We start from the raw sequence: 18,323 nt of genomic DNA on the forward strand, positions 1-18,323 counted from the left end.
ATTTAGCGCTGCGAGTCGTCTGCCGATGCGGTGGGGTCGTCGCCCTCCGGATCGGCCGTGCGGCGCCGGTGCGCCAGCGGGATCTGACCGGTGAAACTCTCGCGCCGTTCCGCGCGGTGTTCGGCACGGTGCTCACGTCGCTCCAGGCGCAGCCGCTCGGCTTCGGCCGCCCGTTCGCGTTCCTCGGGGGTGAGGTTCGCCTCGATGTCGCTGACAAGGTCGGGAAGGTCAGGCGACGTCAAGCCAAACCAACCCAGGATGCGGTCCACGAAAAAGCCAAATACCACGCCGGCGATGACCCCGATCACGATCGACAGCACCAGGTTGTCCTCGGGAAAGATCGCCCCCGCGATGGTGCCGAGCGCGACACTCCATATCGCCCACATGCTGGCACCGATCGCGTCGACGCCCATGAACCTGCGGTGAGGGAACCGAAGCGCGCCCGCGGCTAGGTTGACCACGACCCGGCCACCTGGAACGAACCGCGCGGCGATGATGAATGTCGTGCCCCGCCGCTCGAGCTGCGTCTCAGCCCAGTCGAGCGAACGGCGCCAGCGGTCGCGCTTGAACAGGCGCCACTGGGCGATGTTCGCCTTCGCGCCAATGAGGTACGCGATCTGGTCTCCCAGCCATGCGCCCAGCGCGGCGCACACCAGGATGAGCGGCAGGATGGGCGAACCGGTCTGGTACGAGGTGGTCGAGGTCGCGATGACCACCGACTCGCTTGGCACCACGGGGAAGAAGCCGTCCACCATAGACACGCCCGCGATGCCGGGGTAGATCCACAGGGACTCGGACAGCTCCAGCACCCATTCCTCGACGGTGGAGGAGAAGTGCAGAATCCAGTCGGTGAAACTACGGTCGGTCACGGCATCAGTGTTTCAGCCTCGCGGGTCGCCCGCGATGGGGAATCACCCTGATCCGTGTCCGCGCAAGGATGAATCGCGCGCGGTGCGCGGTGGCTCAGGAAATCGCCAGACGCTCGGTCACGACGGAAGCCAGCGCCTGGGCGTGACGCTGCGCATCGGCCGGAGTCGAGGCCTCGACCATGACGCGCACCAGGGGCTCGGTGCCCGAGGGACGCAGCAGCACGCGGCCGGACTTGCCCAGTTCGCGGCGGGCGGCGCTCACGGCGCTCTGCACACCAGCGTCGGTGTGCACGCGGCTGCGGTCCACGCCCGAGACGTTCACGAGGATCTGCGGCAGCGTCTCAATGGTGGCGCACTGGTCGCGCAGCGGGCCCGACTCGCGCACCCGCGCGCCGATGAGCAGGCTCGTGAGCACGCCGTCGCCCGTCGTGGCGTAGTCGGACACGATCACGTGGCCCGACTGCTCGCCGCCCAGGCTGTAGCCGCCCTCGCGCATGGCCTCGAGCACGTAGCGGTCACCGACCGCGGACTCGATGATCGTGATGCCCGCGGCGTCCATGGCGCGGTGCAGGCCCAGGTTGCTCATCACGGTGGCGACGAGCGTGTCGTGGTACAGGCTGCCGGCGTCCTTCATCGCGATCGCAAGCAGCCCCATGATCTGGTCGCCGTTCACGAGAGCGCCGGTGTGGTCGACCGCGAGGCAACGGTCCGCGTCACCGTCGTAGGCGATGCCGAAGTCGGCGCCCTCCTCGACGACCCGATCCTGCAACGCACCCATGTGGGTGGAGCCGGCGTTGTCGTTGATGTTGAGGCCGTCGGGCTGGTCATGAATCGCGATCACCGTCGCGCCGGCAGCTGCGAGTGCCTGGGGACCCACGGTGGAGGCGGCACCGTGCGCGGTATCCACCACGATGGTGAGCCCAGTGAGCGGCTCCTCCGCGCCCGCGAAGGATCGCACCGCCGCCACCGAGTGATCGACGAAGTCGCTCGCGAGGTGCGAGGCATCCTGGATGGTGCCCACGGCCGCCCCGGTGGGGCGCTGCCACGGCTCGCGCAGCCGCTCCTCGATCTGGTCCTCGACCGCGTCGTCGAGCTTGTGACCGCCGCGCGCAAAGAACTTGATGCCGTTGTCCGGCATGGGGTTGTGGGACGCGGAGATCACGACGCCCAGGTCGGCCTCGACGGCATCCGTGAGGTAGGCGACGCCCGGCGTGGGCAACACACCCACATCGAGGACGTCCACGCCGGCGGACGCGAGGCCCGCCGCCACGGCGTGGGAAAGAAACTGGCCGGACACGCGGGTGTCGCGGCCCAGCACGGCCTTGGGGCGGTGCCCGGAGAACTCTCCGCGCTCCGCCAGGACCCTGGCCGCAGACACGGCGAGGTCCACGGCCAGCTCTGCCGTGACATCACGGTTAGCCAGGCCGCGGACCCCGTCCGTGCCGAAAAGTCGCGCCATGCGCGGTTTCTGCTTAGCGCTTCGAGTACTGCGGAGCGCGGCGGGCCTTCTTGAGACCGGCCTTCTTGCGCTCGACCACGCGAGCGTCGCGGGTGAGGAAGCCGGCCTTCTTGAGGGCCGGGCGGTTGGTCTCCTCGTCGATCTCGTTCAGCGCACGAGAGACGCCCAGGCGCAGTGCGCCGGCCTGACCCGAGGGGCCACCGCCGGTGATGCGGGCGTGCACGTCGAACTTGCCCTCGATGTCGAGGAGCGAGAACGGGTCGTTCACGAGCTGCTGGTGCACCTTGTTGGGGAAGTAGTCCTCCAGGGTGCGGCCGTTGATCTTCCACTGACCCGAGCCGGGGACCAGGCGCACACGCGCGATGGCCTCCTTGCGACGGCCGAGGCCGGCGCCGGGAGCAATGGCCGAGGTGCCCTTGCCGCGCTCGGGCGCGGACTCGGAGGTGTACTCGGTGGGGGTGTCGTTCTCGACGGTGTCAGTCACGTCTGCCACTTCAATCAGTCCTTGTGTCCGTCCGCGCTTACTGCGCGACCTGGGTGATCTCGAACGCCTGCGGCTGCTGCGCGGCGTGGGGGTGCTCAGAGCCGGCGTAGACCTTGAGCTTGGTCAGCTGGGCACGGCCAAGCTTGGTGCGGGGAAGCATGCCCTTGACGGCGTTCTCGATGACGCGCTGGGGGTTCTTCTCGAGGAGCTCGCCGATCGGCACGGCCTTGAGCCCGCCCGGGTGCCCCGAGTGACGGTAGACCATCTTGTCGGTGGACTTGTTGCCAGACAGCGAAATCTTGTCGGCGTTGATGACGATGACGAAGTCACCGCCGTCGACGTGGGGGGCGAAGGTCGCCTTGTGCTTGCCGCGGAGCAGCGAAGCGGCCTGGGAGGCCAGACGACCGAGAACCACGTCAGTAGCGTCGATGACGTACCAGTTCTTGGTGACGTCACCCGGCTTGGGAGAATACGTACGCACTGTGAAGCCTTCTTACTTGTTAACGATGGGCGATGCGGGTGCATCGCGAGGTTCGGTCGGCGGGTCCTGCGGAGGCGAGTGGGAGACACTTCCAGCCGGAACGCACAACGACAGACGATTGTACCGGCGTGGTGGCTTGACGGTCAATTCGTACCGAGCCCGTCATATGCGGGCAGTAGTGTCGCCTCACTATCGTCCCTCGGAGGCTGCCGTGACGTCCACTCGTCCCCTGCTCGTGCTGCACGTGAGCGACGCCCGGCCGCACGCCCCGGGCTACCAGCGCTTGCTCGATGAGCTCAACGCCGCGACGCTTGCGGCGGTGGCGGCGGCCGGCTGGCTGCCGGCACTCGTCGCGACGGCGAATGCCGATCTGGACGAGGTCGTCGAGATGGCGCGGGCGGCCGATGCAGTGGTCATCATGGGCGGTGAAGACGTCACCCCTGCGCTGTACGACGGGGCCGAGAGCTACACCGACGGTGGCCACCACGTCCCTCACTCCGACGCGGTGTTGCTGGCGGTCATCCGGGACGCGATTGCGCGCCGCGCTCCCCTTCTCGGAATCTGCCGCGGCCACCAGCTGCTCAACGTCGCGTGCGGCGGCACGCTGGTGCAGCACATGGAGGGTCACCGCCTTACCGGCGAGGACGTGTGGGTGCGCACGACCCTGAGCAATGACTCGACCCTCACACCCGGCGCGGGCGTGTGGTGCACCCATCACCAGGCGGTGGACGAGGTCGGGGCGAACCTGACGGTCGTGGCGCGCGCCACAGACGGCGTCGTCGAGGCGATCCGGCATGACCTCGCGCCCGTCCTGGGCATCCAATGGCACCCTGAGCATCCCGCGGTCGCGGCGGCAGAAATCCCGCCGCTCCTGGCCCGAGTGACGACCGCCGTCACCGCCTAATCGAGAGCCTCACGCCGTGCCCGCGTGAGCTCCGCACGCACGGCGAGCTCGGCATCGGCCGGATAGGAGACCTCTTCAAGGGTGAGCCCGTGTGCCGGGGCGACGGCCACGCCTTGCGCACGGGCCTGCGTGGCGGCGACGGCCGCGAGCCAGTCGAGGTCGCGGCGCCCCGTGCCGATGGGCAGCACCGCGCCCACGAGCGAGCGCACCATCGAGTGACAGAACGCGTCGGCGCGCACCGTGGCGACCACCAGGCCCGCGTCCGGTCCACTGTCCACCCTCGCCCACGAAAATTCGACGAGATCGCGGATCGTGGTCGCCCCCTCGCGCGCCTTGCAGAAGGCAGCGAAGTCCCGCAGCCCGGTCAGCGTCGCCGCTGCCTCGTTCAACGCGTCGACGTCGAGTGCACCGTCGTGCCACAGGACGTGTCGACGCGTGAGGGGGTCCCGCAGCGGCCGCTGATCGCAGATGCGATAGGCGTAGCGGCGCTGGGTGGCAGAAAACCGTGCGTCGAACCCCGCGGCGGCGACATGGGCCTCGTGCACCACGATGTCAGCGGGCGTGGTGCCGTCGAGCCGGTCGCGTAGCCCCTCGGCTGGACTTCGCTCGGCCCGTCCCGGCATGCGTGCCCACACCTCGGCGGGGATGTCGACGTGGGCGACCTGGCCGCGCGCGTGAACCCCGGCATCGGTGCGTCCCGCCACGGTGAGGCGCAGGCCGAGCGGCTCGCCCGTCCCGGGGGCGCGGGCGATGCGCGCGAGCGCGACCTCCATCTCGCCTTGCACGGTCCGCAGCCCCGGCTGGGCGGCCCAGCCTGCGAAATCCGTGCCGTCGTAGGAGAACGCGAGACGGGCCCGCACGACCTGGCTGGATAGCTCGGTCATGCGGGCCCGTCTCGTGAGTGGCGTCGACGCGCAGGTGACCCCGCGCATCGGCCGTCGGTCTTACTTGTCGTCGCCCTCGGCGGAAGCCTCGGTCTCGACGGCCTCGGTCTCGGTGGCCTCGGCCTCGACGGCGGGCGCCTCAACCTTCTCGGCCTTGGCCTTCTTGGGGGCAGCCTTCTTGGTGGCCTTCTCGGCCTCCTTGGTGACGGCCTTCTTGGCGGGGGCGCCGAACTCGACGAGCTCGATCACGGCCATGGGGGCGTTGTCGCCCTTGCGGTTACCGATCTTGGTGATGCGGGTGTAGCCGCCCTCACGCTCGGCAAAGCCGGGGCCGATCTCGGTGAACAGGGTGTGCACGACGCCCTTGTCCGAGAGGATCCCGAGCACGCGACGGCGCGAGGCAAGGTCGCCACGCTTGGCGAACGTCACCAGACGCTCGGCGTAGGGACGCAGGCGCTTGGCCTTGGTGACGGTGGTGGTGATGCGGCCGTGCTCGAACAGGCTCTGCGCGAGGTTGGCGAGCATCTGACGCTCGTGCGCAGGACCGCCGCCGAGACGGGCTCCCTTAGTGGGGGTAGGCATGTTGCTTCGTTCTCCTTGTTACTCTTCGCTGCCCGAGAAGTACACGCCCTGGCCGTTGGCGCCGAACTCGACGCCACCGTCCTTGAGCGAGAAGCCCAGCTCAGCGAGCTTCTCCTTGACCTCGGTGATCGACTTCTGCCCGAAGTTGCGGATGTCCATCAGGTCCGCCTCCGAGCGGGCGGTCAGCTCGCCCACGGTGTGAATGCCCTCGCGCTTGAGGCAGTTGTACGAGCGCTGGGTGAGGTTCAGCTCCTCGATGGGCTGGTTGTAGTCCTCTTCGAGCGACTCGTCGGTGTCCGACGGGCCGATCTCGATGCCCTCGGCGGCCTCGTTGAGGCCACGGGCGAGCGAGAACAGTTCAACCAGCGTCGAACCGGCCGAGGCCAGCGCGTCGCGAGCGGAGATCGAGTTCTTGGTCTCGACGTCGATGATGAGCTCGTCGAAGTCGGTGCGCTGCGCGACACGGGTCGCCTGCACCTTGTAGGTGACCTTGAGCACGGGCGAGTAGATCGAGTCGACGGGGATCTGGCCGATCTCGGCGTCGTAGCTCTTGTTCATCGAGGCGGGCACGTAGCCGCGGCCACGCTCGACGGTCAGCTCGACCTCGAAGCGGGCCTTCGAGTTGAGGGTCGCGACGTGCAGGTCGGGGTTGTGGATCTCGACACCGGCGGGCGGCGCGATGTCGGCGGCCGTGACGGCGCCGGCACCCGACTTGCGCAGGTACATCACGACGGGCTCGTCGTGCTCCGAGGAGACGACCAGGTTCTTGAGGTTCAGCAGGATCTCGGTGACATCCTCCTTCACGCCCTCGATCGTCGAGAACTCGTGAAGGACGCCCTCGAAACGCACCGACGTCACGGCCGCGCCCGGGATGGACGACAGCAGCGTGCGGCGCAGCGAGTTGCCGAGCGTGTAGCCGAAGCCAGGCTCGAGCGGCTTGAGGGAGAACTGCGAACGGTTGTCCGAAATGACCTTCTCGGTCAGCGTGGGACGCTGTGCGATGAGCACTGTTCATTTCCTTTCCGAGCACCCGCTATTTGATGCTCGCAAGTCCTGCCGGATCGGTCCGTCAGGGTGGAGGTTCTTCAGTTGAAAGGATCTTGACTGCGGCCGATGCCGTGGGCATCGGCCGCGGTCAAGGAGGCGGGGTCGCGGTGTGGGCTTCGTAGCCCGCGTCGCGGCCCCCGTTCGCTAGTTACGGCGACGCTTGGGAGGACGGCAGCCGTTGTGCGCCTGCGGGGTGACGTCCTTGATGGAGGTCACCTCGAGGCCGGCGGCCGTGAGCGAGCGGATCGCGGTGTCGCGACCGGAGCCCGGGCCCTTGACGAAGACGTCGACCTTGCTCATGCCGGCGTCCTGCGCGCGGCGAGCGGCGGCCTCGGCGGCCATCTGGGCGGCGTAGGGCGTCGACTTGCGCGAACCCTTGAAGCCCACCTGGCCGGAGGACGACCACGACACCACGGCGCCCGAGGGGTCCGTGATCGAGATGATCGTGTTGTTGAAGGTCGACTTGATGTGAGCCTGACCGTGCGCGACTGTCTTCTTGATCTTCTTGCGCGGCTTGCGCGTGGGAGCTGCCATGGCTTACTTCTTCTTTCCGGCGACGGTCTTCTTGGGGCCCTTGCGGGTGCGGGCGTTGGTCTTGGTGCGCTGACCACGGACCGGCATGCCACGGCGGTGGCGCAGGCCCTGGTAGTTGCCGATCTCGACCTTGCGGCGGATGTCGGCCTGCACCTCGCGGCGCAGGTCGCCCTCGACGGTGAAGTTGGCCTCGATGAAGTCACGGATCGCGACGAGCTGGTCGTCGGTCGCGTCCTTGACGCGAAGGTCCGCGGAGATGCCGGTGGCGGCGAGAATCTCGTGGGCGCGGGTACGGCCGATGCCGTAGATGTAGGTGAGCGCGATCTCCATGCGCTTTTCGCGCGGGATGTCGACGCCGACGATGCGTGCCATTGTCTTGCTTCTACTCCTCAGTAGTCGGAGGTCTGACGCTCACACGTCCCGCGGGGTGTCTGGGTGCGGGCCCCGGCCTCCGAGCCGGGGGATTGCCTGAGGGCTGTGTGAGCGCGGTCTGTCTTGAGTTGTCTAGCCCTGACGCTGCTTGTGGCGCAGGTTGTCGCAGATGACCATGACTCGGCCGTTACGACGGATGACCTTGCACTTATCGCAGATGGGCTTGACGCTGGGCTTAACCTTCATGATTCCTTCTTCGCCTCGGGGCGCCCAGACGCGGACGCACCGGGACGACGATCACTTGTAGCGGTAGACGATGCGGCCGCGGGACAGGTCATACGGGCTCAACTCGACGACCACACGGTCCTCAGGGAGGATCCTGATGTAGTGCTGTCGCATTTTGCCCGAGATGTGCGCGAGGACGAGGTGCCCGTTGGTCAGTTCCACTCGGAACGACGCATTGGGCAGCGCCTCGACCACGGTGCCTTCGACCTCGATGACTCCGTCTTTCTTGGCCATGGACTCCACTCACGTTGGTTGACTGGTGTGAGGGCGCGCTAAAACGCCCGAGGATCTACTATACGCGAGTGTCGCGCTTGACTCAAGCGCGCGGGCGGAACTCAGCGGTAGCCGTTGCGCAGGCGTTGCACGGCCGCATCGGCCAGGGCCGCATTGCGATGATCCGACAACTTGCGTACTACCGACGACGGCGTGCGCGGGTTGCGCAGCAACGCGTGCAAGACATCCAGCGAAGGATCGTACCCGAGCGACATCAGCGCTGCCATGGGGGCGTCCGTCCGTGCGGCGACGGCGGCACGTACCTGGGGGTCGCGGTGCGCGGCGAGCGTCAGGAGTTCTGCAGACTCAAGGGAGGGGTCCTGGGCGAGGACCGCTGCATCGGCGGTATCGCGCATCGGGGACATGCTCACGGAAGGATCCCTTCTCACCTGGCTGTGGGGAGGATTTTACCCGTGCACGAGGTCAGCCGCCCAGCGAGCTGTGAAGAACGCCACGCGGCGCGCCGCACGCGATCCGTGCGCGCAGTGTCACGCTACGACGTGCCGACGGCAGGGGCCTGCGACGCCGGCGCCCACTGCCCGGCTGGCGTCGTGGAGGGTCGGGCCTGGGTGCGCCCCACGGCAGGACGCGGTGCAAGTGTCGCCGGCGCGACACGGCGCATCGGATGGGCCGCGTCTGCCTCCACGTTCGCCTGCACGTGGTGTAACGCCACGGTGTGGGGCCCGTCAACGTGGCCCCGGCCAGCATCCGCTGGCGCAGCACCGCTGAGGAGCGCGGCGTCACGCTCGGCCAACATGCGCTCGGCGAGGTGGCGCACCTCCTCGCGGCGGTGCCGAGTGAGGCGCTCGACGATCTCTCGCGGCGCCTCAAGGTTGCGGGCTACCGCCTTCACGACGTGGGGATCGCGATCGGACGCGAGATGTGCCAGCACCGTGCGGCCGGCACGGGCGTGGGCCGCCACGGCGATGCGCACCAGGGGGCGGGAGTCGTGTGCGAGCGCGGCCAGAACGCCAAAGGGGCAGTCGTCGCGGCGTGCGATGGCCTCGCGCACCGCGGCGTCCCGATGCTGCGACAGCGCGGACACCCGCTGACGCGACAGGCTCGCGGAACTCGCAAGGCTCAGGTCGGCCGACTCCCCACGTCCGCGTGTGGTGAGCGCGAGCCCCGAGCTCGCCATGTACGCCCGCGACCATGAGCCCTCGTCGTCCCTTGCCCCCATCGGAGCACCTCCTCAGCCTTGAGGATGAGACGTTACGTCGTCAAGGTGACGTGGAGGTGGCGGATACCAGGGGCGTTCATGAACATTGTGTGACGAGGAGGTCCGCGACGCTCGCCGAGCCCTCGTCACAGCGCCCGGAGTTATCGCGGCGGCAGACGGAACCCGCGGATGGGCGCGGTGCGCGTCGGTCGAGATGTGACGGCGTCTGATTCGGCGGCCGCTACCGCCGGCACCGGCTCGCCCGACGGGAATTCCAGTACCACCGAGTCGCCCACGACGGCGACGTGTTCGTGGATCTCCGGTGCAGCGGCGGAGTGGGCGGGCGCAGGGTCCGCCGCAGTCGTGACAGCGCCGTTCAAGCGTGCGGCGGCCGCCGAGCGAACCTCGCTCTTGCGGTGGAACGCCAGCTTCTCGACGAGCGCCGCGGACAGCGAGGGGTTGCTCAGCAACGCCTCGAGCACCGGCACGTGGCGGTCGTTCACCAGGTGTTCCATGATCGGTGGTGTGGCGGTCGGGTTCCGCGCGATCGCTGCCCGTACCTCGGTCGCACGATCGTGTGCCATCGTCACCATGATGCCCAGCGGCAGGTCGTCGCGCGCGGCAATCGCCTCCCGCACCAAGGCATTCTTGCTCGACGCCAACACCGTCACCTGAGTCCGATGCAGGCCGGGCTCCTGTGCCTGGCTGACCTCTTCGCTCGCGCCAGGCGCGTAGTTGAATCCGCGTGCCATGGTCTCTCCCTCAGCCCGGGCGAACGACGGATGCGTACCGACCCGGTACCTGCCACCGTAGAGAGAGACGTTTGCGCCTGAATGGCACCGGCGTCACAGTCGCGTTTCGCGGTGTGCAATACGTCACACCGGAGCGCCGTGCTGGTGGCGGGGCTACGGCGCGACGGGGACGACGCCGTGTGCCGCGAGCCCGGCGGCACCGCCATCGGTGGCCGTCAGCACCCAAATGCCGTCTTCGTGGATGGCAATCGAGTGCTCCCAGTGGGCACCCCTGCTGCCGTCGGCCGAGACCACGGTCCAATGATCATCGAGCACGTGCGAGTCACCGGTCCCGCGCACGAGCATCGGCTCGATGGCAACACACATCCCCGGCTTCACGCGCGGGTGGCGCCCTCGGGTCCGGTAGTTCATGACGTCAGGTGCCTGGTGCATGGCGGTACCGATGCCGTGACCCACGTACCCTTCGAGCGGAAACAGTCCCGCGGCATCGGCGACGTCCTCAATAGCCGCGGACACGTCATCGAGACGGGTCGCCGTGGCGAGCGCCGCGATGCCAGCCCACATGGAGCGGCGGGTCGCCTCCACCAGCTTGCGGTCGACCTCGGACGCCTGCCCCACCACGAAGGAGCGCGCAGAGTCGCCGTGCCATCCGTCGACGATCGCACCGCAATCCACGGAGACGACATCGCCGTCGGCAATGACTCGCTCACCCGGGATGCCGTGGACGATCTCCTCGTTAATCGAGACGCACGCCACCGCGGGAAAGCCGTGGTAGCCCAGGAAATTCGACGTCGCTCCGGCCGCGTCGATGACCTCGGCGGCGGCGTCGTTCACGTCCTTCGTCGTCGCACCCACCACTGCGGCGGCCTCGGCGGCCGCCAACGCCCGCTCGACCACGAGTCCCGCGCGAGCCATGACGCGCATGTCTTCGCGAGACTTGTACTCGATGCGGGCAGCCACGTTAGTGGGACTCGACGGCGGCGACGATGCGGTCGGTCACGTCGCCGACCTCTCCGAGCCCGTCGACCTGCACCAGCACGCCACGTCCCTCATAGAAGGCCGTCAACGGTGCCGTCTGGGTCGCGTAGACCTCGAGACGCTTGCGAATCACGGGCTCGGTGTCATCCGCACGGCCCTCGATCTCGGCGCGCTTGAGCAGTCGCTCGGTCACCGCGTCGGAGTCGGCGGTGATCTCGATCGCGACGTCGAGCGTCACACCAAGATCGCTCAGCATGGTGTCGAGCTCGACAGCCTGCTCCGGATTGCGCGGGTAGCCGTCGAGCAGGAAACCGTCGGCGACGTCGTCCTGCGCCAGTCGATCCCGCACCATCGCGTTCGTGATCTCGTCGGGAACGAGAGCACCGGCAGACATGTACTCCTGCGCCTTGCGGCCCAGGGCGGTCTCACCCTTCACGTTCGCGCGAAAGATATCTCCGGTCGAGATGGCGGGGACGCCATAGCGCTCCGCGAGACGGGCTGCCTGGGTGCCCTTACCCGCTCCGGGCGGGCCAAGGAGAACGGTACGCATTATCGGAGGAACCCTTCGTAACTGTGCTGCTCCAGCTGAGACTGGATGCGCTTGACGGTGTCGAGGCCGACACCCACGAGGATCAGTACCGACGCCCCGCCGAACGGGATCGAGGTGCCGAGCCCGAGGGCGACGAAGACGACGGTCGGAAGCAGCGCCACCAGCGCGAGGTAGATCGAGCCCGCGGCGGTGATGCGCGACAGCACATAGGACAGGAAGTCGGCGGTCGGCTGGCCGGGACGGATACCCGGGATGAAGCCGCCGTACTTCTTCATGTTGTCGGCCACATCGTCCGGGTTGAACGTGATGGCCGTGTAGAAGTACGCGAAGAAGATGATCAGCGTCACATACAGAGCGATGTTCAGCGGCGAACCCGGGTTGGCAACGTGGTTCTGAAGCCAGATCACCCAGTCGGCCGGGTTGTTGCCCGAGAACTGCACGATGACGGTCGGCAGCGTGAGGAGCGACGACGCGAAGATCACGGGGATGATGCCCGCCATGTTGATCTTCATCGGAATGTAGGTGGAGGAACCACCGAGCGTACGGCGGCCCACGACGCGCTTGGCGTACTGCACAGGGATGCGGCGCTGCGACTGCTCGACGAACACGACCGCGGCGATGATCGCCAGCACGAGGATCGCCACGAGCACGGTGTTGCGTACACCGTCCGACGAGTTCCAGATGGTCGACACGGCGCCGGGGAACGATGCGGCGATCGAGGTGAAGATCAGCAGCGACATGCCGTTCCCTACACCGCGCTCCGTGATCCGCTCGCCGAGCCACATGACGAGGACCGTACCGGTCGTCATCGTGAGGATCATGATGGCGATCGTGTACCACGAGTCGTTCGGGATGATCGGGACGGCACAGCCGGGGAAGAACACGTCGTTGCGCGCGAGCGTGATGTACGACGCCGACTGCAACGCTGCGAAGCCGACGGTGATGTAGCGCGTGTACTGGGTGAGCTTGGCCTGACCCTCCGGTCCCTCCTTATAGAGGGTCTCGAAGCGCGGAATGAGCACGCGCAGCAACTGCACCATGATCGACGCGGTGATGTACGGCATGATGCCGAGCGCGAAGATCGACAGCTGGAGTAGGGCTCCACCCGAGAAAAGATCGAGGATCTGGAACGCGCTGTTCGTCGTCGTCTGGTTCGCGCACAGCTGCACGTTCTCGTAGTTGATTCCCGGCGTCGGGATGGCCACGCCCATGCGATAGATCGCGATGATTCCGAGCGTGATCAGGAGCTTCTTGCGCAGATCCGGCGTGCGGAACGCGTTGAGGAAGCCTCGCAGCATTGATCCTCCACTAGTGGGGTCCGGGACTGTGCCCGGGTGAGCGTAGGGCGGGCCGCACCGTGGTGCGGCCCGCCCCTAGACTCTAGCCCTCGTTGACCGAGCCGCCTGCGGCCTCGATCTTGGTCTTCGCGGACTGCGAAACCTTGTCCGCATCCACGACCGTCACCTTGACGGAGATCTCGCCCTCGCCCAGCACCTTGACGGGCTGGTTCTTACGGACGGCTCCCTTGGCGACGAGCTCGGCCTTCGTGACCTCTCCACCCTTCGGGAAGAGCTCACCGAGCTGACCGACGTTGATGACCTGGAAGGTCACCTTGTTCGGGTTCTTGAAGCCGGGCAGCTTCGGGATGCGCATGTGGATGGGCGTCTGTCCACCCTCGAAGCGCTCCGGAACCTGGTAGCGAGCTCCGGTGCCCTTGGTACCGCGACCGGCGGTCTTACCCTTCGATGCCTCACCACGACCCACGCGGGTCTTCTTGGTGTGTGCACCCTGCGCGGGGCGCAGGTGGTGCATCTTCAGGGTCGTCACCTTGGCCTCGGGCTCGGCGTCGGCCTTCTTCGCGGCTGCCTTCTTGGCAGTCGCCTTCACGGCCGGCTTGTCCTCCGCGGCAGCCTTCGAAGCAGTCGCCTTCTTGGCGGCAGGCTTCTTCTCGGCGGCAGCCTTGGTGGCGGCGGGCTTCTTCGCAGCCGGCTTCTTGGCGGCCGGCTTCTTGGCCTCGGTCGCCTCAGCGGCCTCGGCAGGAGCGTTCTTCTCCTCAGCCATCACTCAACCTCCTCGACGGTGATCAGGTGATCCACCGCCTTGACCATCCCGCGGATCTCGGGACGGTCCTCCTTGACGACGATGTCGCCGATGCGCTTCAGACCGAGCGACCGAAGGGTCTCCCGCTGCGCAGGCTTGACGCCGATCGTCGACTTCTTCTGCTGAACCTTGAGGCGTGCCATTACTTCACTCCCGCTGCCTGTGCACGGAGCATCGCGGCCGGGGCCACGTCCTCGACGGCCTTGCCGCGACGTGCGGCCACCGCCTCGGGCTGCTCGAGCGACTTCAGGGCCGCCACGGTCGCGTGCACGATGTTGATCGCGTTCGACGAGCCGAGCGACTTGGACAGGATGTCGTGAACGCCAGCGCACTCGAGCACGGCGCGCACGGGACCACCCGCGATCACACCGGTACCCGGCGACGCGGGACGCAGGAACACGACGCCCGCAGCGGCCTCACCCTGCACAGCGTGCGGGATGGTGCCCTGGATGCGGGGAACGCGGAAGAAGTTGCGCTTGGCCTCCTCGACGCCCTTGGAAATCGCCGCGGGCACCTCCTTGGCCTTGCCGTAACCCACGCCCACGTTGCCTTCGCCGTCGCCGACGATCACGAGGGCGGTGAAGCTGAAGCGACGACCACCCTTCACGACCTTGGAGACGCGGTTGATCGTGACGACGCGCTCGATGAACTTGTTGTCGGGCTCGTTGCCGCGACGGTTGTCGCGACGGTTGCTGTTGTCAGCCATACGAATACCTCCTCGGCCGGGCCCTACAGGGCCAGGCCGCCCTCTCGTGCGCCGTCCGCGACCGCGGCCACGCGACCGTGGTACTTGTTGCCACCGCGGTCGAAGACCACGGTGTCGATGCCGGCAGCCTTGGCGCGCTCGGCGACGAGTGCGCCGACCTTCGAGGCCTTGGCGGTCTTGTCGCCCTCGAGCGCACGCACGTCGGCCTCAAGGGTCGACGCGGACACCAGGGTCTTGCCGATCGTGTCGTCCACGATCTGCGCGACCATGTGGCGCGACGAACGGGTGACGACCAGACGGGGACGAGCGGTCGTGCCCGAGATCTTCTTGCGCAGGCGGAAGTGGCGGCGCTTGCGCTGTACCTGCTTCCCCTTGCCCTTAATGGTGATAGCCATGGTTACTTACCCGTCTTTCCGGCCTTGCGGCGAACCTGCTCGCCGGCGTAGCGCACGCCCTTGCCCTTGTAGGGCTCCGGGGGACGCACCTTGCGGATGTTGGCGGCGACCTCGCCGACCTGCTGCTTGTCGATGCCCGCGACCGAGAACTTGGTCGGGCCGTCGACGGCGAACGTGATGCCCTGCGGCGGTGCGATCACGACGGGGTGCGAGAAGCCGAGCGCGAACTCGAGGTCCGAGCCCTTGAGCGCGACACGGTAACCGGTGCCGACAATCTCGAGCTTCTTCTCGTAACCCTTGGTGACGCCCTCGACCATGTTGGCAATCAGCGTGCGGGTCAGGCCGTGCAGCGACTTCGAGAGGCGCTCGTCATCGGGGCGCTTGACCTCGATGCCGGTCTCGCCCTGCGAGACGGAGATCGGGGCGGCCACGGTGTGGGTCAGGGTGCCCTTGGGGCCCTTGACGCTCACGAGCGCGCCGTCGATCGTGACGTCCACTCCGGCGGGAACCGGAACGGGGTACTTGCCAATGCGTGACATATGAGTGCTCCTTTCCGGTTACCAGACGAACGCGACGACTTCGCCGCCGACGCCCTTCTTTTCGGCCTCGCGGTCAGTCAGCAGACCGGAGGAGGTGGACAGGATCGCGACACCCAGTCCGCCGAGAACCTTGGGCAGGTTCGTCGACTTCGCGTACACACGCAGGCCCGGCTTGGACACGCGGCGCACGCCCGCGAGCGAACGCTCACGGTTGGGGCCGTACTTCAGGGTCAGGGTGAGGGTCTTGCCCACCTCGGCATCGGCAGTCTCCGAGCCGGTGATGTAGCCCTCCTGCTCCAGGATCGAGGCGATGTTCGCCTTGAGCTTGGAGTGCGGCATCGACACGGTCTCGTGGTACGCCGCATTCGCGTTGCGCAGACGCGTCAGCATGTCTGCGATGGGGTCAGTCATCGTCATGAGTGTTGAACTCTTCCTCGCCATGGTTTCCGCGAGAGCTCGCGGACCTGTGGCGTAGTGGTTTTACCAGCTGCTCTTGGTGATGCCGGGAAGCTCACCTGCGTGAGCCATCTCGCGGAAGCACACGCGGCAGAGGCCGAACTTGCGGTACACCGAGTGCGGACGACCGCACTTCTGGCACCGGGTGTAGGCGCGGACGGCGAACTTCTGCTTGCCGGCGGCCTTGTTCTTCAGGGCAGTCTTCGCCATGGTTACTTCTCCTTGAACGGGAAGCCCAGCTGCGTCAGCAGCGAGCGGCCCTCGGCGTCGGTCGTCGCGGAGGTCACCACAGTGATGTCCATGCCGCGGACGCGGTCGATCTTGTCCTGATCGATCTCGTGGAACATGGACTGCTCCGTGAGGCCGAACGTGTAGTTGCCGTTGCCGTCGAACTGCTTGGAGCTGAGGCCCCGGAAGTCGCGGATACGCGGCAGGGCGATCGAGATCAGGCGGTCGAGGAACTCCCACATGCGGTCGCCACGCAGCGTGACGTGGGCGCCGATGGGCTGACCCTCACGCAGCTTGAACTGGGCGATCGACTTGCGGGCCGCGGTCACGGTGGGCTTCTGCCCGGTGATAGCGGTGAGGTCCGCGATGGCACCCTCGATGAGCTTCGAGTCCTTCGCGGCGTCACCGACACCCATGTTGACGACGACCTTGGTCAGGCCGGCGACCTGGTTGATGTTCTCGTGACCGAACTCCTCGCGGAGCTTCGCGATGATCTCGGAGCGGTACTTCTCCTTGAGGCGCGGCTGGGCCGTTGCGGTGGTCATTCGACGTCCTTACCCGAGCGCTTGGCGACACGCACGCGCTTGGTGCGGGTGCGGCCGTCCTGCTCGACCTGCTCCGTGCGGAAGCCCACACGGGTGCCCTTCTTGGTCTCCGGGTCGACGAGCATCACGTTCGAGACGTGCAGCGACGCCTCGGTCTGAACGATGCCGCCCTGCTGCTGGTCGCGGCGGGTGCCCGGCTTGATGTGCTTGGTCACACGGTTGACGCCCTCGACGACCACGCGGTCGTTCTCGACGTCGACGGTGAGCACGCGGCCCTGCTGGCCACGGTCACGACCGGTGATGACGACCACGAGGTCGCCCTTCTTGATCTTCGCCATCAGATGACCTCCGGTGCCAGCGAAATGATCTTCATGAACTTACGGTCGCGCAGCTCACGGCCCACCGGGCCGAAGATGCGCGTGCCACGGGGCTCGCCCGAGTCCGCGTTCTTGAGGATCACCGCAGCGTTCTCGTCGAACTTGATGTACGAACCGTCGGGACGGCGGCGCTCCTTAGCGGTACGCACGACCACCGCCTTGACGACATCGCCCTTCTTGACGTTGCCGCCGGGGATGGCGTCCTTGACGGTGGCGACGATGGTGTCGCCGATGCCGGCGTAGCGGCGCTTGGAGCCACCGAGCACGCGGATGACAAGGATCTCCTTGGCACCGGTGTTGTCGGCGACGCGCAGCCGCGACTCCTGCTGAATCATGTGTGTCTCCTGTCGTCTGGTTCTCGACCGGTCTTACCCGGCGAGCCTGGTCGAACGTTAGTTACTTGGCCTTCTCGACGATCTCGACCAGACGCCACCGCTTGGACGCGGACAGCGGGCGGGTCTCCATCACGACAACGAGGTCGCCGATACCGGCGGTGTTGAGCTCGTCGTGGGCCTTGATCTTGCTGTTGCGACGGATGACCTTGCCGTAGAGGGGGTGCTTGACGCGGTCCTCAACCTCGACGGTGATGGTCTTGTCCATCTTGTCGCTCACCACGTAACCGCGACGCGTCTTGCGGTACGCGCGGTGCTCGGCGGTGGCCGTGCTGTGCTTCTTGGTAGCCATGTGTCCTCGAACTTCCTTACTCGGCCGACGCCGACGGGGCGGTGCGGATACCGAGCTCGCGCTCACGCAGGATCGTGTAGATGCGGGCGATGTCGCGCTTGACGGCCTTGAGGCGGCCGTGGTTCTCGAGCTGGCCAGTGGCCGACTGGAAGCGCAGGTTGAACAGCTCTTCCTTGGCCTTGCGCAGCTCCTCCACGAGGCGCTCGTCCTCCATGGCGTCGAGCTCACCGGGCATCAGGCTCTTGGTGCCGATAGCCATCAGATGTCACCACCCTCACGGGTCACGAAACGGGTCTTCATGGGCAGCTTGTGCTGCGCGCGGCGGAGGGCCTCACGGGCCAGCTCCTCCGGCACACCGGCGAGCTCGAACATCACACGTCCGGGCTTCACGTTGGCCACCCACCACTCGGGCGAACCCTTACCGGAGCCCATGCGGACCTCGGCAGGCTTCTTGGTCAGCGGACGGTCGGGGTAGATGTTGATCCACACCTTTCCACCACGCTTGATGTGACGGGTCATGGCGATACGAGCCGCCTCGATCTGGCGGTTCGTGACATACGCGGGCTCGAGAGCCTGGATGCCGAAGTCGCCGAACGTCACCTGGGTACCGCCGGTCGCCATACCCGAACGCTTCGGGTGGTGCTGCTTGCGGTACTTCACACGACGGGGAATAAGCATGC

Annotated in this window: 31 protein-coding genes; 1 reads left to right on the top strand and 30 read right to left on the bottom strand. The window is 67.1% G+C overall.

Annotated elements, in window-relative coordinates:
- Positions 1 to 2: 2 nt before the first annotated feature.
- The 4 genes from B7K24_RS00455 to rplM form a co-directional block, all read right to left on the bottom strand.
- The gene (locus B7K24_RS00455) at positions 3 to 869 is read right to left on the bottom strand and encodes a DedA family protein (protein ID WP_084127884.1); all 867 of its coding nucleotides are present in this window, start codon (positions 867 to 869) and stop codon (positions 3 to 5) included.
- Positions 870 to 963: 94 nt separating this feature from the next.
- Complete coding sequence (glmM, locus tag B7K24_RS00460) at positions 964 to 2,328, bottom strand: phosphoglucosamine mutase (RefSeq protein ID WP_084127886.1); 1,365 nt, start codon at positions 2,326 to 2,328, stop codon at positions 964 to 966.
- 13 nt (positions 2,329 to 2,341) lie between these two features.
- Positions 2,342 to 2,821: a 30S ribosomal protein S9 gene (gene rpsI / locus B7K24_RS00465; RefSeq protein WP_304441531.1), complete on the bottom strand. Its 480-nt coding sequence runs from the start codon at positions 2,819 to 2,821 to the stop codon at positions 2,342 to 2,344.
- 28 nt (positions 2,822 to 2,849) lie between these two features.
- Entirely contained in the window at positions 2,850 to 3,293 is a 444-nt protein-coding gene (gene rplM / locus B7K24_RS00470; protein ID WP_084102305.1) for a 50S ribosomal protein L13, read from the bottom strand.
- 211 nt (positions 3,294 to 3,504) lie between these two features.
- Between rplM and B7K24_RS00475 the strand changes: the two genes are divergently transcribed.
- Positions 3,505 to 4,197: a gamma-glutamyl-gamma-aminobutyrate hydrolase family protein gene (locus B7K24_RS00475; RefSeq protein WP_200808257.1), complete on the top strand. Its 693-nt coding sequence runs from the start codon at positions 3,505 to 3,507 to the stop codon at positions 4,195 to 4,197.
- Here B7K24_RS00475 and truA read toward each other — a convergent pair.
- The 26 genes from truA to rplP form a co-directional block, all read right to left on the bottom strand.
- Complete coding sequence (truA, locus tag B7K24_RS00480; RefSeq protein ID WP_084127889.1) at positions 4,194 to 5,081, bottom strand: tRNA pseudouridine(38-40) synthase TruA; 888 nt, start codon at positions 5,079 to 5,081, stop codon at positions 4,194 to 4,196. The two genes, B7K24_RS00475 and truA, sit on opposite strands and share 4 nt — an antisense overlap.
- A 60-nt stretch (positions 5,082 to 5,141) precedes the next feature.
- The gene (gene rplQ, locus B7K24_RS00485; RefSeq protein WP_084127891.1) at positions 5,142 to 5,663 is read right to left on the bottom strand and encodes a 50S ribosomal protein L17; all 522 of its coding nucleotides are present in this window, start codon (positions 5,661 to 5,663) and stop codon (positions 5,142 to 5,144) included.
- An 18-nt stretch (positions 5,664 to 5,681) separates the two neighbouring features.
- Positions 5,682 to 6,671, bottom strand: a complete 990-nt coding sequence (locus B7K24_RS00490; RefSeq protein ID WP_084127892.1) for a DNA-directed RNA polymerase subunit alpha — start codon at positions 6,669 to 6,671, stop codon at positions 5,682 to 5,684.
- A 183-nt stretch (positions 6,672 to 6,854) separates the two neighbouring features.
- Positions 6,855 to 7,244 (bottom strand): 30S ribosomal protein S11, encoded by a 390-nt coding sequence (gene rpsK / locus B7K24_RS00495; RefSeq protein WP_061963598.1) that lies wholly within the window; start codon positions 7,242 to 7,244, stop codon positions 6,855 to 6,857.
- A 3-nt stretch (positions 7,245 to 7,247) separates the two neighbouring features.
- Positions 7,248 to 7,616 carry a 30S ribosomal protein S13 gene (gene rpsM, locus B7K24_RS00500; protein ID WP_084127894.1) on the bottom strand — a complete coding sequence of 123 codons (369 nt, stop codon included), beginning with the start codon at positions 7,614 to 7,616 and terminating at the stop codon, positions 7,248 to 7,250.
- Positions 7,617 to 7,748: 132 nt separating this feature from the next.
- Positions 7,749 to 7,862: a 50S ribosomal protein L36 gene (rpmJ, locus tag B7K24_RS00505; RefSeq protein ID WP_061960951.1), complete on the bottom strand. Its 114-nt coding sequence runs from the start codon at positions 7,860 to 7,862 to the stop codon at positions 7,749 to 7,751.
- A gap of 51 nt (positions 7,863 to 7,913) precedes the next feature.
- Complete coding sequence (gene infA / locus B7K24_RS00510) at positions 7,914 to 8,135, bottom strand: translation initiation factor IF-1 (RefSeq protein ID WP_061960952.1); 222 nt, start codon at positions 8,133 to 8,135, stop codon at positions 7,914 to 7,916.
- Between the two features lie 101 nt (positions 8,136 to 8,236).
- Complete coding sequence (locus tag B7K24_RS00515) at positions 8,237 to 8,545, bottom strand: hypothetical protein (protein ID WP_084127896.1); 309 nt, start codon at positions 8,543 to 8,545, stop codon at positions 8,237 to 8,239.
- Positions 8,546 to 8,667: 122 nt separating this feature from the next.
- Positions 8,668 to 9,354, bottom strand: coding sequence for a hypothetical protein (locus B7K24_RS00520; protein ID WP_084127898.1), 687 nt, complete (start codon positions 9,352 to 9,354; stop codon positions 8,668 to 8,670).
- A 140-nt stretch (positions 9,355 to 9,494) separates the two neighbouring features.
- Entirely contained in the window at positions 9,495 to 10,085 is a 591-nt protein-coding gene (locus tag B7K24_RS00525; protein ID WP_084127900.1) for a hypothetical protein, read from the bottom strand.
- A gap of 153 nt (positions 10,086 to 10,238) precedes the next feature.
- Positions 10,239 to 11,045, bottom strand: a complete 807-nt coding sequence (map, locus tag B7K24_RS00530; protein WP_255372772.1) for a type I methionyl aminopeptidase — start codon at positions 11,043 to 11,045, stop codon at positions 10,239 to 10,241.
- A gap of 1 nt (position 11,046) precedes the next feature.
- A complete protein-coding gene (locus B7K24_RS00535; protein WP_084127902.1) occupies positions 11,047 to 11,613 on the bottom strand; it encodes an adenylate kinase in 567 nt (188 codons plus the stop codon).
- Positions 11,613 to 12,911, bottom strand: coding sequence for a preprotein translocase subunit SecY (gene secY, locus B7K24_RS00540; RefSeq protein ID WP_084127904.1), 1,299 nt, complete (start codon positions 12,909 to 12,911; stop codon positions 11,613 to 11,615). Before secY ends, B7K24_RS00535 begins: the two co-directional genes overlap by 1 nt.
- An 82-nt stretch (positions 12,912 to 12,993) precedes the next feature.
- Positions 12,994 to 13,674, bottom strand: a complete 681-nt coding sequence (gene rplO / locus B7K24_RS13585) for a 50S ribosomal protein L15 (RefSeq protein ID WP_084127906.1) — start codon at positions 13,672 to 13,674, stop codon at positions 12,994 to 12,996.
- Positions 13,674 to 13,856 (bottom strand): 50S ribosomal protein L30, encoded by a 183-nt coding sequence (gene rpmD / locus B7K24_RS00550; RefSeq protein ID WP_084127907.1) that lies wholly within the window; start codon positions 13,854 to 13,856, stop codon positions 13,674 to 13,676. Before rpmD ends, rplO begins: the two co-directional genes overlap by 1 nt.
- A complete protein-coding gene (gene rpsE, locus B7K24_RS00555; protein ID WP_084077271.1) occupies positions 13,856 to 14,419 on the bottom strand; it encodes a 30S ribosomal protein S5 in 564 nt (187 codons plus the stop codon). The genes rpmD and rpsE overlap by 1 nt, the downstream gene beginning before the upstream one ends.
- A gap of 23 nt (positions 14,420 to 14,442) precedes the next feature.
- Positions 14,443 to 14,814 (bottom strand): 50S ribosomal protein L18, encoded by a 372-nt coding sequence (gene rplR, locus B7K24_RS00560; protein ID WP_084127909.1) that lies wholly within the window; start codon positions 14,812 to 14,814, stop codon positions 14,443 to 14,445.
- 2 nt (positions 14,815 to 14,816) lie between these two features.
- Positions 14,817 to 15,353, bottom strand: a complete 537-nt coding sequence (gene rplF / locus B7K24_RS00565) for a 50S ribosomal protein L6 (protein ID WP_084127911.1) — start codon at positions 15,351 to 15,353, stop codon at positions 14,817 to 14,819.
- 18 nt (positions 15,354 to 15,371) lie between these two features.
- The gene (gene rpsH / locus B7K24_RS00570; protein ID WP_084127913.1) at positions 15,372 to 15,770 is read right to left on the bottom strand and encodes a 30S ribosomal protein S8; all 399 of its coding nucleotides are present in this window, start codon (positions 15,768 to 15,770) and stop codon (positions 15,372 to 15,374) included.
- Between the two features lie 63 nt (positions 15,771 to 15,833).
- A complete protein-coding gene (locus B7K24_RS00575) occupies positions 15,834 to 16,019 on the bottom strand; it encodes a type Z 30S ribosomal protein S14 (protein WP_062069937.1) in 186 nt (61 codons plus the stop codon).
- A 2-nt stretch (positions 16,020 to 16,021) separates the two neighbouring features.
- On the bottom strand, positions 16,022 to 16,582 hold the full coding sequence (rplE, locus tag B7K24_RS00580; protein ID WP_084127915.1) for a 50S ribosomal protein L5: 561 nt from the start codon (positions 16,580 to 16,582) through the stop codon (positions 16,022 to 16,024).
- Positions 16,579 to 16,920, bottom strand: a complete 342-nt coding sequence (rplX, locus tag B7K24_RS00585; protein ID WP_084102322.1) for a 50S ribosomal protein L24 — start codon at positions 16,918 to 16,920, stop codon at positions 16,579 to 16,581. The genes rplE and rplX overlap by 4 nt, the downstream gene beginning before the upstream one ends.
- A complete protein-coding gene (rplN, locus tag B7K24_RS00590) occupies positions 16,920 to 17,294 on the bottom strand; it encodes a 50S ribosomal protein L14 (RefSeq protein WP_084127917.1) in 375 nt (124 codons plus the stop codon). Before rplN ends, rplX begins: the two co-directional genes overlap by 1 nt.
- 61 nt (positions 17,295 to 17,355) lie before the next feature.
- Positions 17,356 to 17,643: a 30S ribosomal protein S17 gene (rpsQ, locus tag B7K24_RS00595; RefSeq protein WP_084077278.1), complete on the bottom strand. Its 288-nt coding sequence runs from the start codon at positions 17,641 to 17,643 to the stop codon at positions 17,356 to 17,358.
- Positions 17,644 to 17,659: 16 nt separating this feature from the next.
- The gene (rpmC, locus tag B7K24_RS00600; protein WP_084102324.1) at positions 17,660 to 17,902 is read right to left on the bottom strand and encodes a 50S ribosomal protein L29; all 243 of its coding nucleotides are present in this window, start codon (positions 17,900 to 17,902) and stop codon (positions 17,660 to 17,662) included.
- Positions 17,902 to 18,321, bottom strand: a complete 420-nt coding sequence (gene rplP, locus B7K24_RS00605) for a 50S ribosomal protein L16 (RefSeq protein ID WP_084127919.1) — start codon at positions 18,319 to 18,321, stop codon at positions 17,902 to 17,904. Before rplP ends, rpmC begins: the two co-directional genes overlap by 1 nt.
- Positions 18,322 to 18,323: the final 2 nt, after the last annotated feature.

The sequence above is a fragment of the Demequina sp. NBRC 110055 genome (genome assembly GCF_002090135.1).
In the GTDB taxonomy this organism is placed as follows: domain Bacteria; phylum Actinomycetota; class Actinomycetes; order Actinomycetales; family Demequinaceae; genus Demequina.

Excerpts from the sequence above, each read along its gene's own strand:
- rpmC (WP_084102324.1), bottom strand. The coding sequence starts at position 17,902 with ATGGCTATCGGCACCAAGAGCCTGATGCCCGGTGAGCTCGACGCCATG.
- B7K24_RS00535 (WP_084127902.1), bottom strand. The coding sequence starts at position 11,613 with ATGCGTACCGTTCTCCTTGGCCCGCCCGGAGCGGGTAAGGGCACCCAG.
- rpsK (WP_061963598.1), bottom strand. The coding sequence starts at position 7,244 with ATGGCAGCTCCCACGCGCAAGCCGCGCAAGAAGATCAAGAAGACAGTC.
- B7K24_RS00575 (WP_062069937.1), bottom strand. The coding sequence starts at position 16,019 with ATGGCGAAGACTGCCCTGAAGAACAAGGCCGCCGGCAAGCAGAAGTTC.
- B7K24_RS00520 (WP_084127898.1), bottom strand. The coding sequence starts at position 9,354 with ATGGGGGCAAGGGACGACGAGGGCTCATGGTCGCGGGCGTACATGGCG.
- truA (WP_084127889.1), bottom strand. The coding sequence starts at position 5,081 with ATGACCGAGCTATCCAGCCAGGTCGTGCGGGCCCGTCTCGCGTTCTCC.
- infA (WP_061960952.1), bottom strand. The coding sequence starts at position 8,135 with ATGGCCAAGAAAGACGGAGTCATCGAGGTCGAAGGCACCGTGGTCGAG.
- rplR (WP_084127909.1), bottom strand. The coding sequence starts at position 14,814 with ATGGCTATCACCATTAAGGGCAAGGGGAAGCAGGTACAGCGCAAGCGC.
- rpmD (WP_084127907.1), bottom strand. The coding sequence starts at position 13,856 with ATGGCACGCCTCAAGGTTCAGCAGAAGAAGTCGACGATCGGCGTCAAG.
- rplF (WP_084127911.1), bottom strand. The coding sequence starts at position 15,353 with ATGTCACGCATTGGCAAGTACCCCGTTCCGGTTCCCGCCGGAGTGGAC.
- rpsM (WP_084127894.1), bottom strand. The coding sequence starts at position 7,616 with ATGGCACGCATCGTCGGCGTCGACATCCCGCGCGAAAAGCGCATGGAG.
- rpmJ (WP_061960951.1), bottom strand. The coding sequence starts at position 7,862 with ATGAAGGTTAAGCCCAGCGTCAAGCCCATCTGCGATAAGTGCAAGGTC.
- secY (WP_084127904.1), bottom strand. The coding sequence starts at position 12,911 with ATGCTGCGAGGCTTCCTCAACGCGTTCCGCACGCCGGATCTGCGCAAG.
- glmM (WP_084127886.1), bottom strand. The coding sequence starts at position 2,328 with ATGGCGCGACTTTTCGGCACGGACGGGGTCCGCGGCCTGGCTAACCGT.
- rplO (WP_084127906.1), bottom strand. The coding sequence starts at position 13,674 with ATGGCTGAGGAGAAGAACGCTCCTGCCGAGGCCGCTGAGGCGACCGAG.
- rpsQ (WP_084077278.1), bottom strand. The coding sequence starts at position 17,643 with ATGGCTACCAAGAAGCACAGCACGGCCACCGCCGAGCACCGCGCGTAC.
- rpsH (WP_084127913.1), bottom strand. The coding sequence starts at position 15,770 with ATGACGATGACTGACCCCATCGCAGACATGCTGACGCGTCTGCGCAAC.
- rpsE (WP_084077271.1), bottom strand. The coding sequence starts at position 14,419 with ATGGCTGACAACAGCAACCGTCGCGACAACCGTCGCGGCAACGAGCCC.
- B7K24_RS00525 (WP_084127900.1), bottom strand. The coding sequence starts at position 10,085 with ATGGCACGCGGATTCAACTACGCGCCTGGCGCGAGCGAAGAGGTCAGC.
- rplN (WP_084127917.1), bottom strand. The coding sequence starts at position 17,294 with ATGATTCAGCAGGAGTCGCGGCTGCGCGTCGCCGACAACACCGGTGCC.
- rplX (WP_084102322.1), bottom strand. The coding sequence starts at position 16,920 with ATGGCGAAGATCAAGAAGGGCGACCTCGTGGTCGTCATCACCGGTCGT.
- rplE (WP_084127915.1), bottom strand. The coding sequence starts at position 16,582 with ATGACCACCGCAACGGCCCAGCCGCGCCTCAAGGAGAAGTACCGCTCC.
- rplQ (WP_084127891.1), bottom strand. The coding sequence starts at position 5,663 with ATGCCTACCCCCACTAAGGGAGCCCGTCTCGGCGGCGGTCCTGCGCAC.
- rplP (WP_084127919.1), bottom strand. The coding sequence starts at position 18,321 with ATGCTTATTCCCCGTCGTGTGAAGTACCGCAAGCAGCACCACCCGAAG.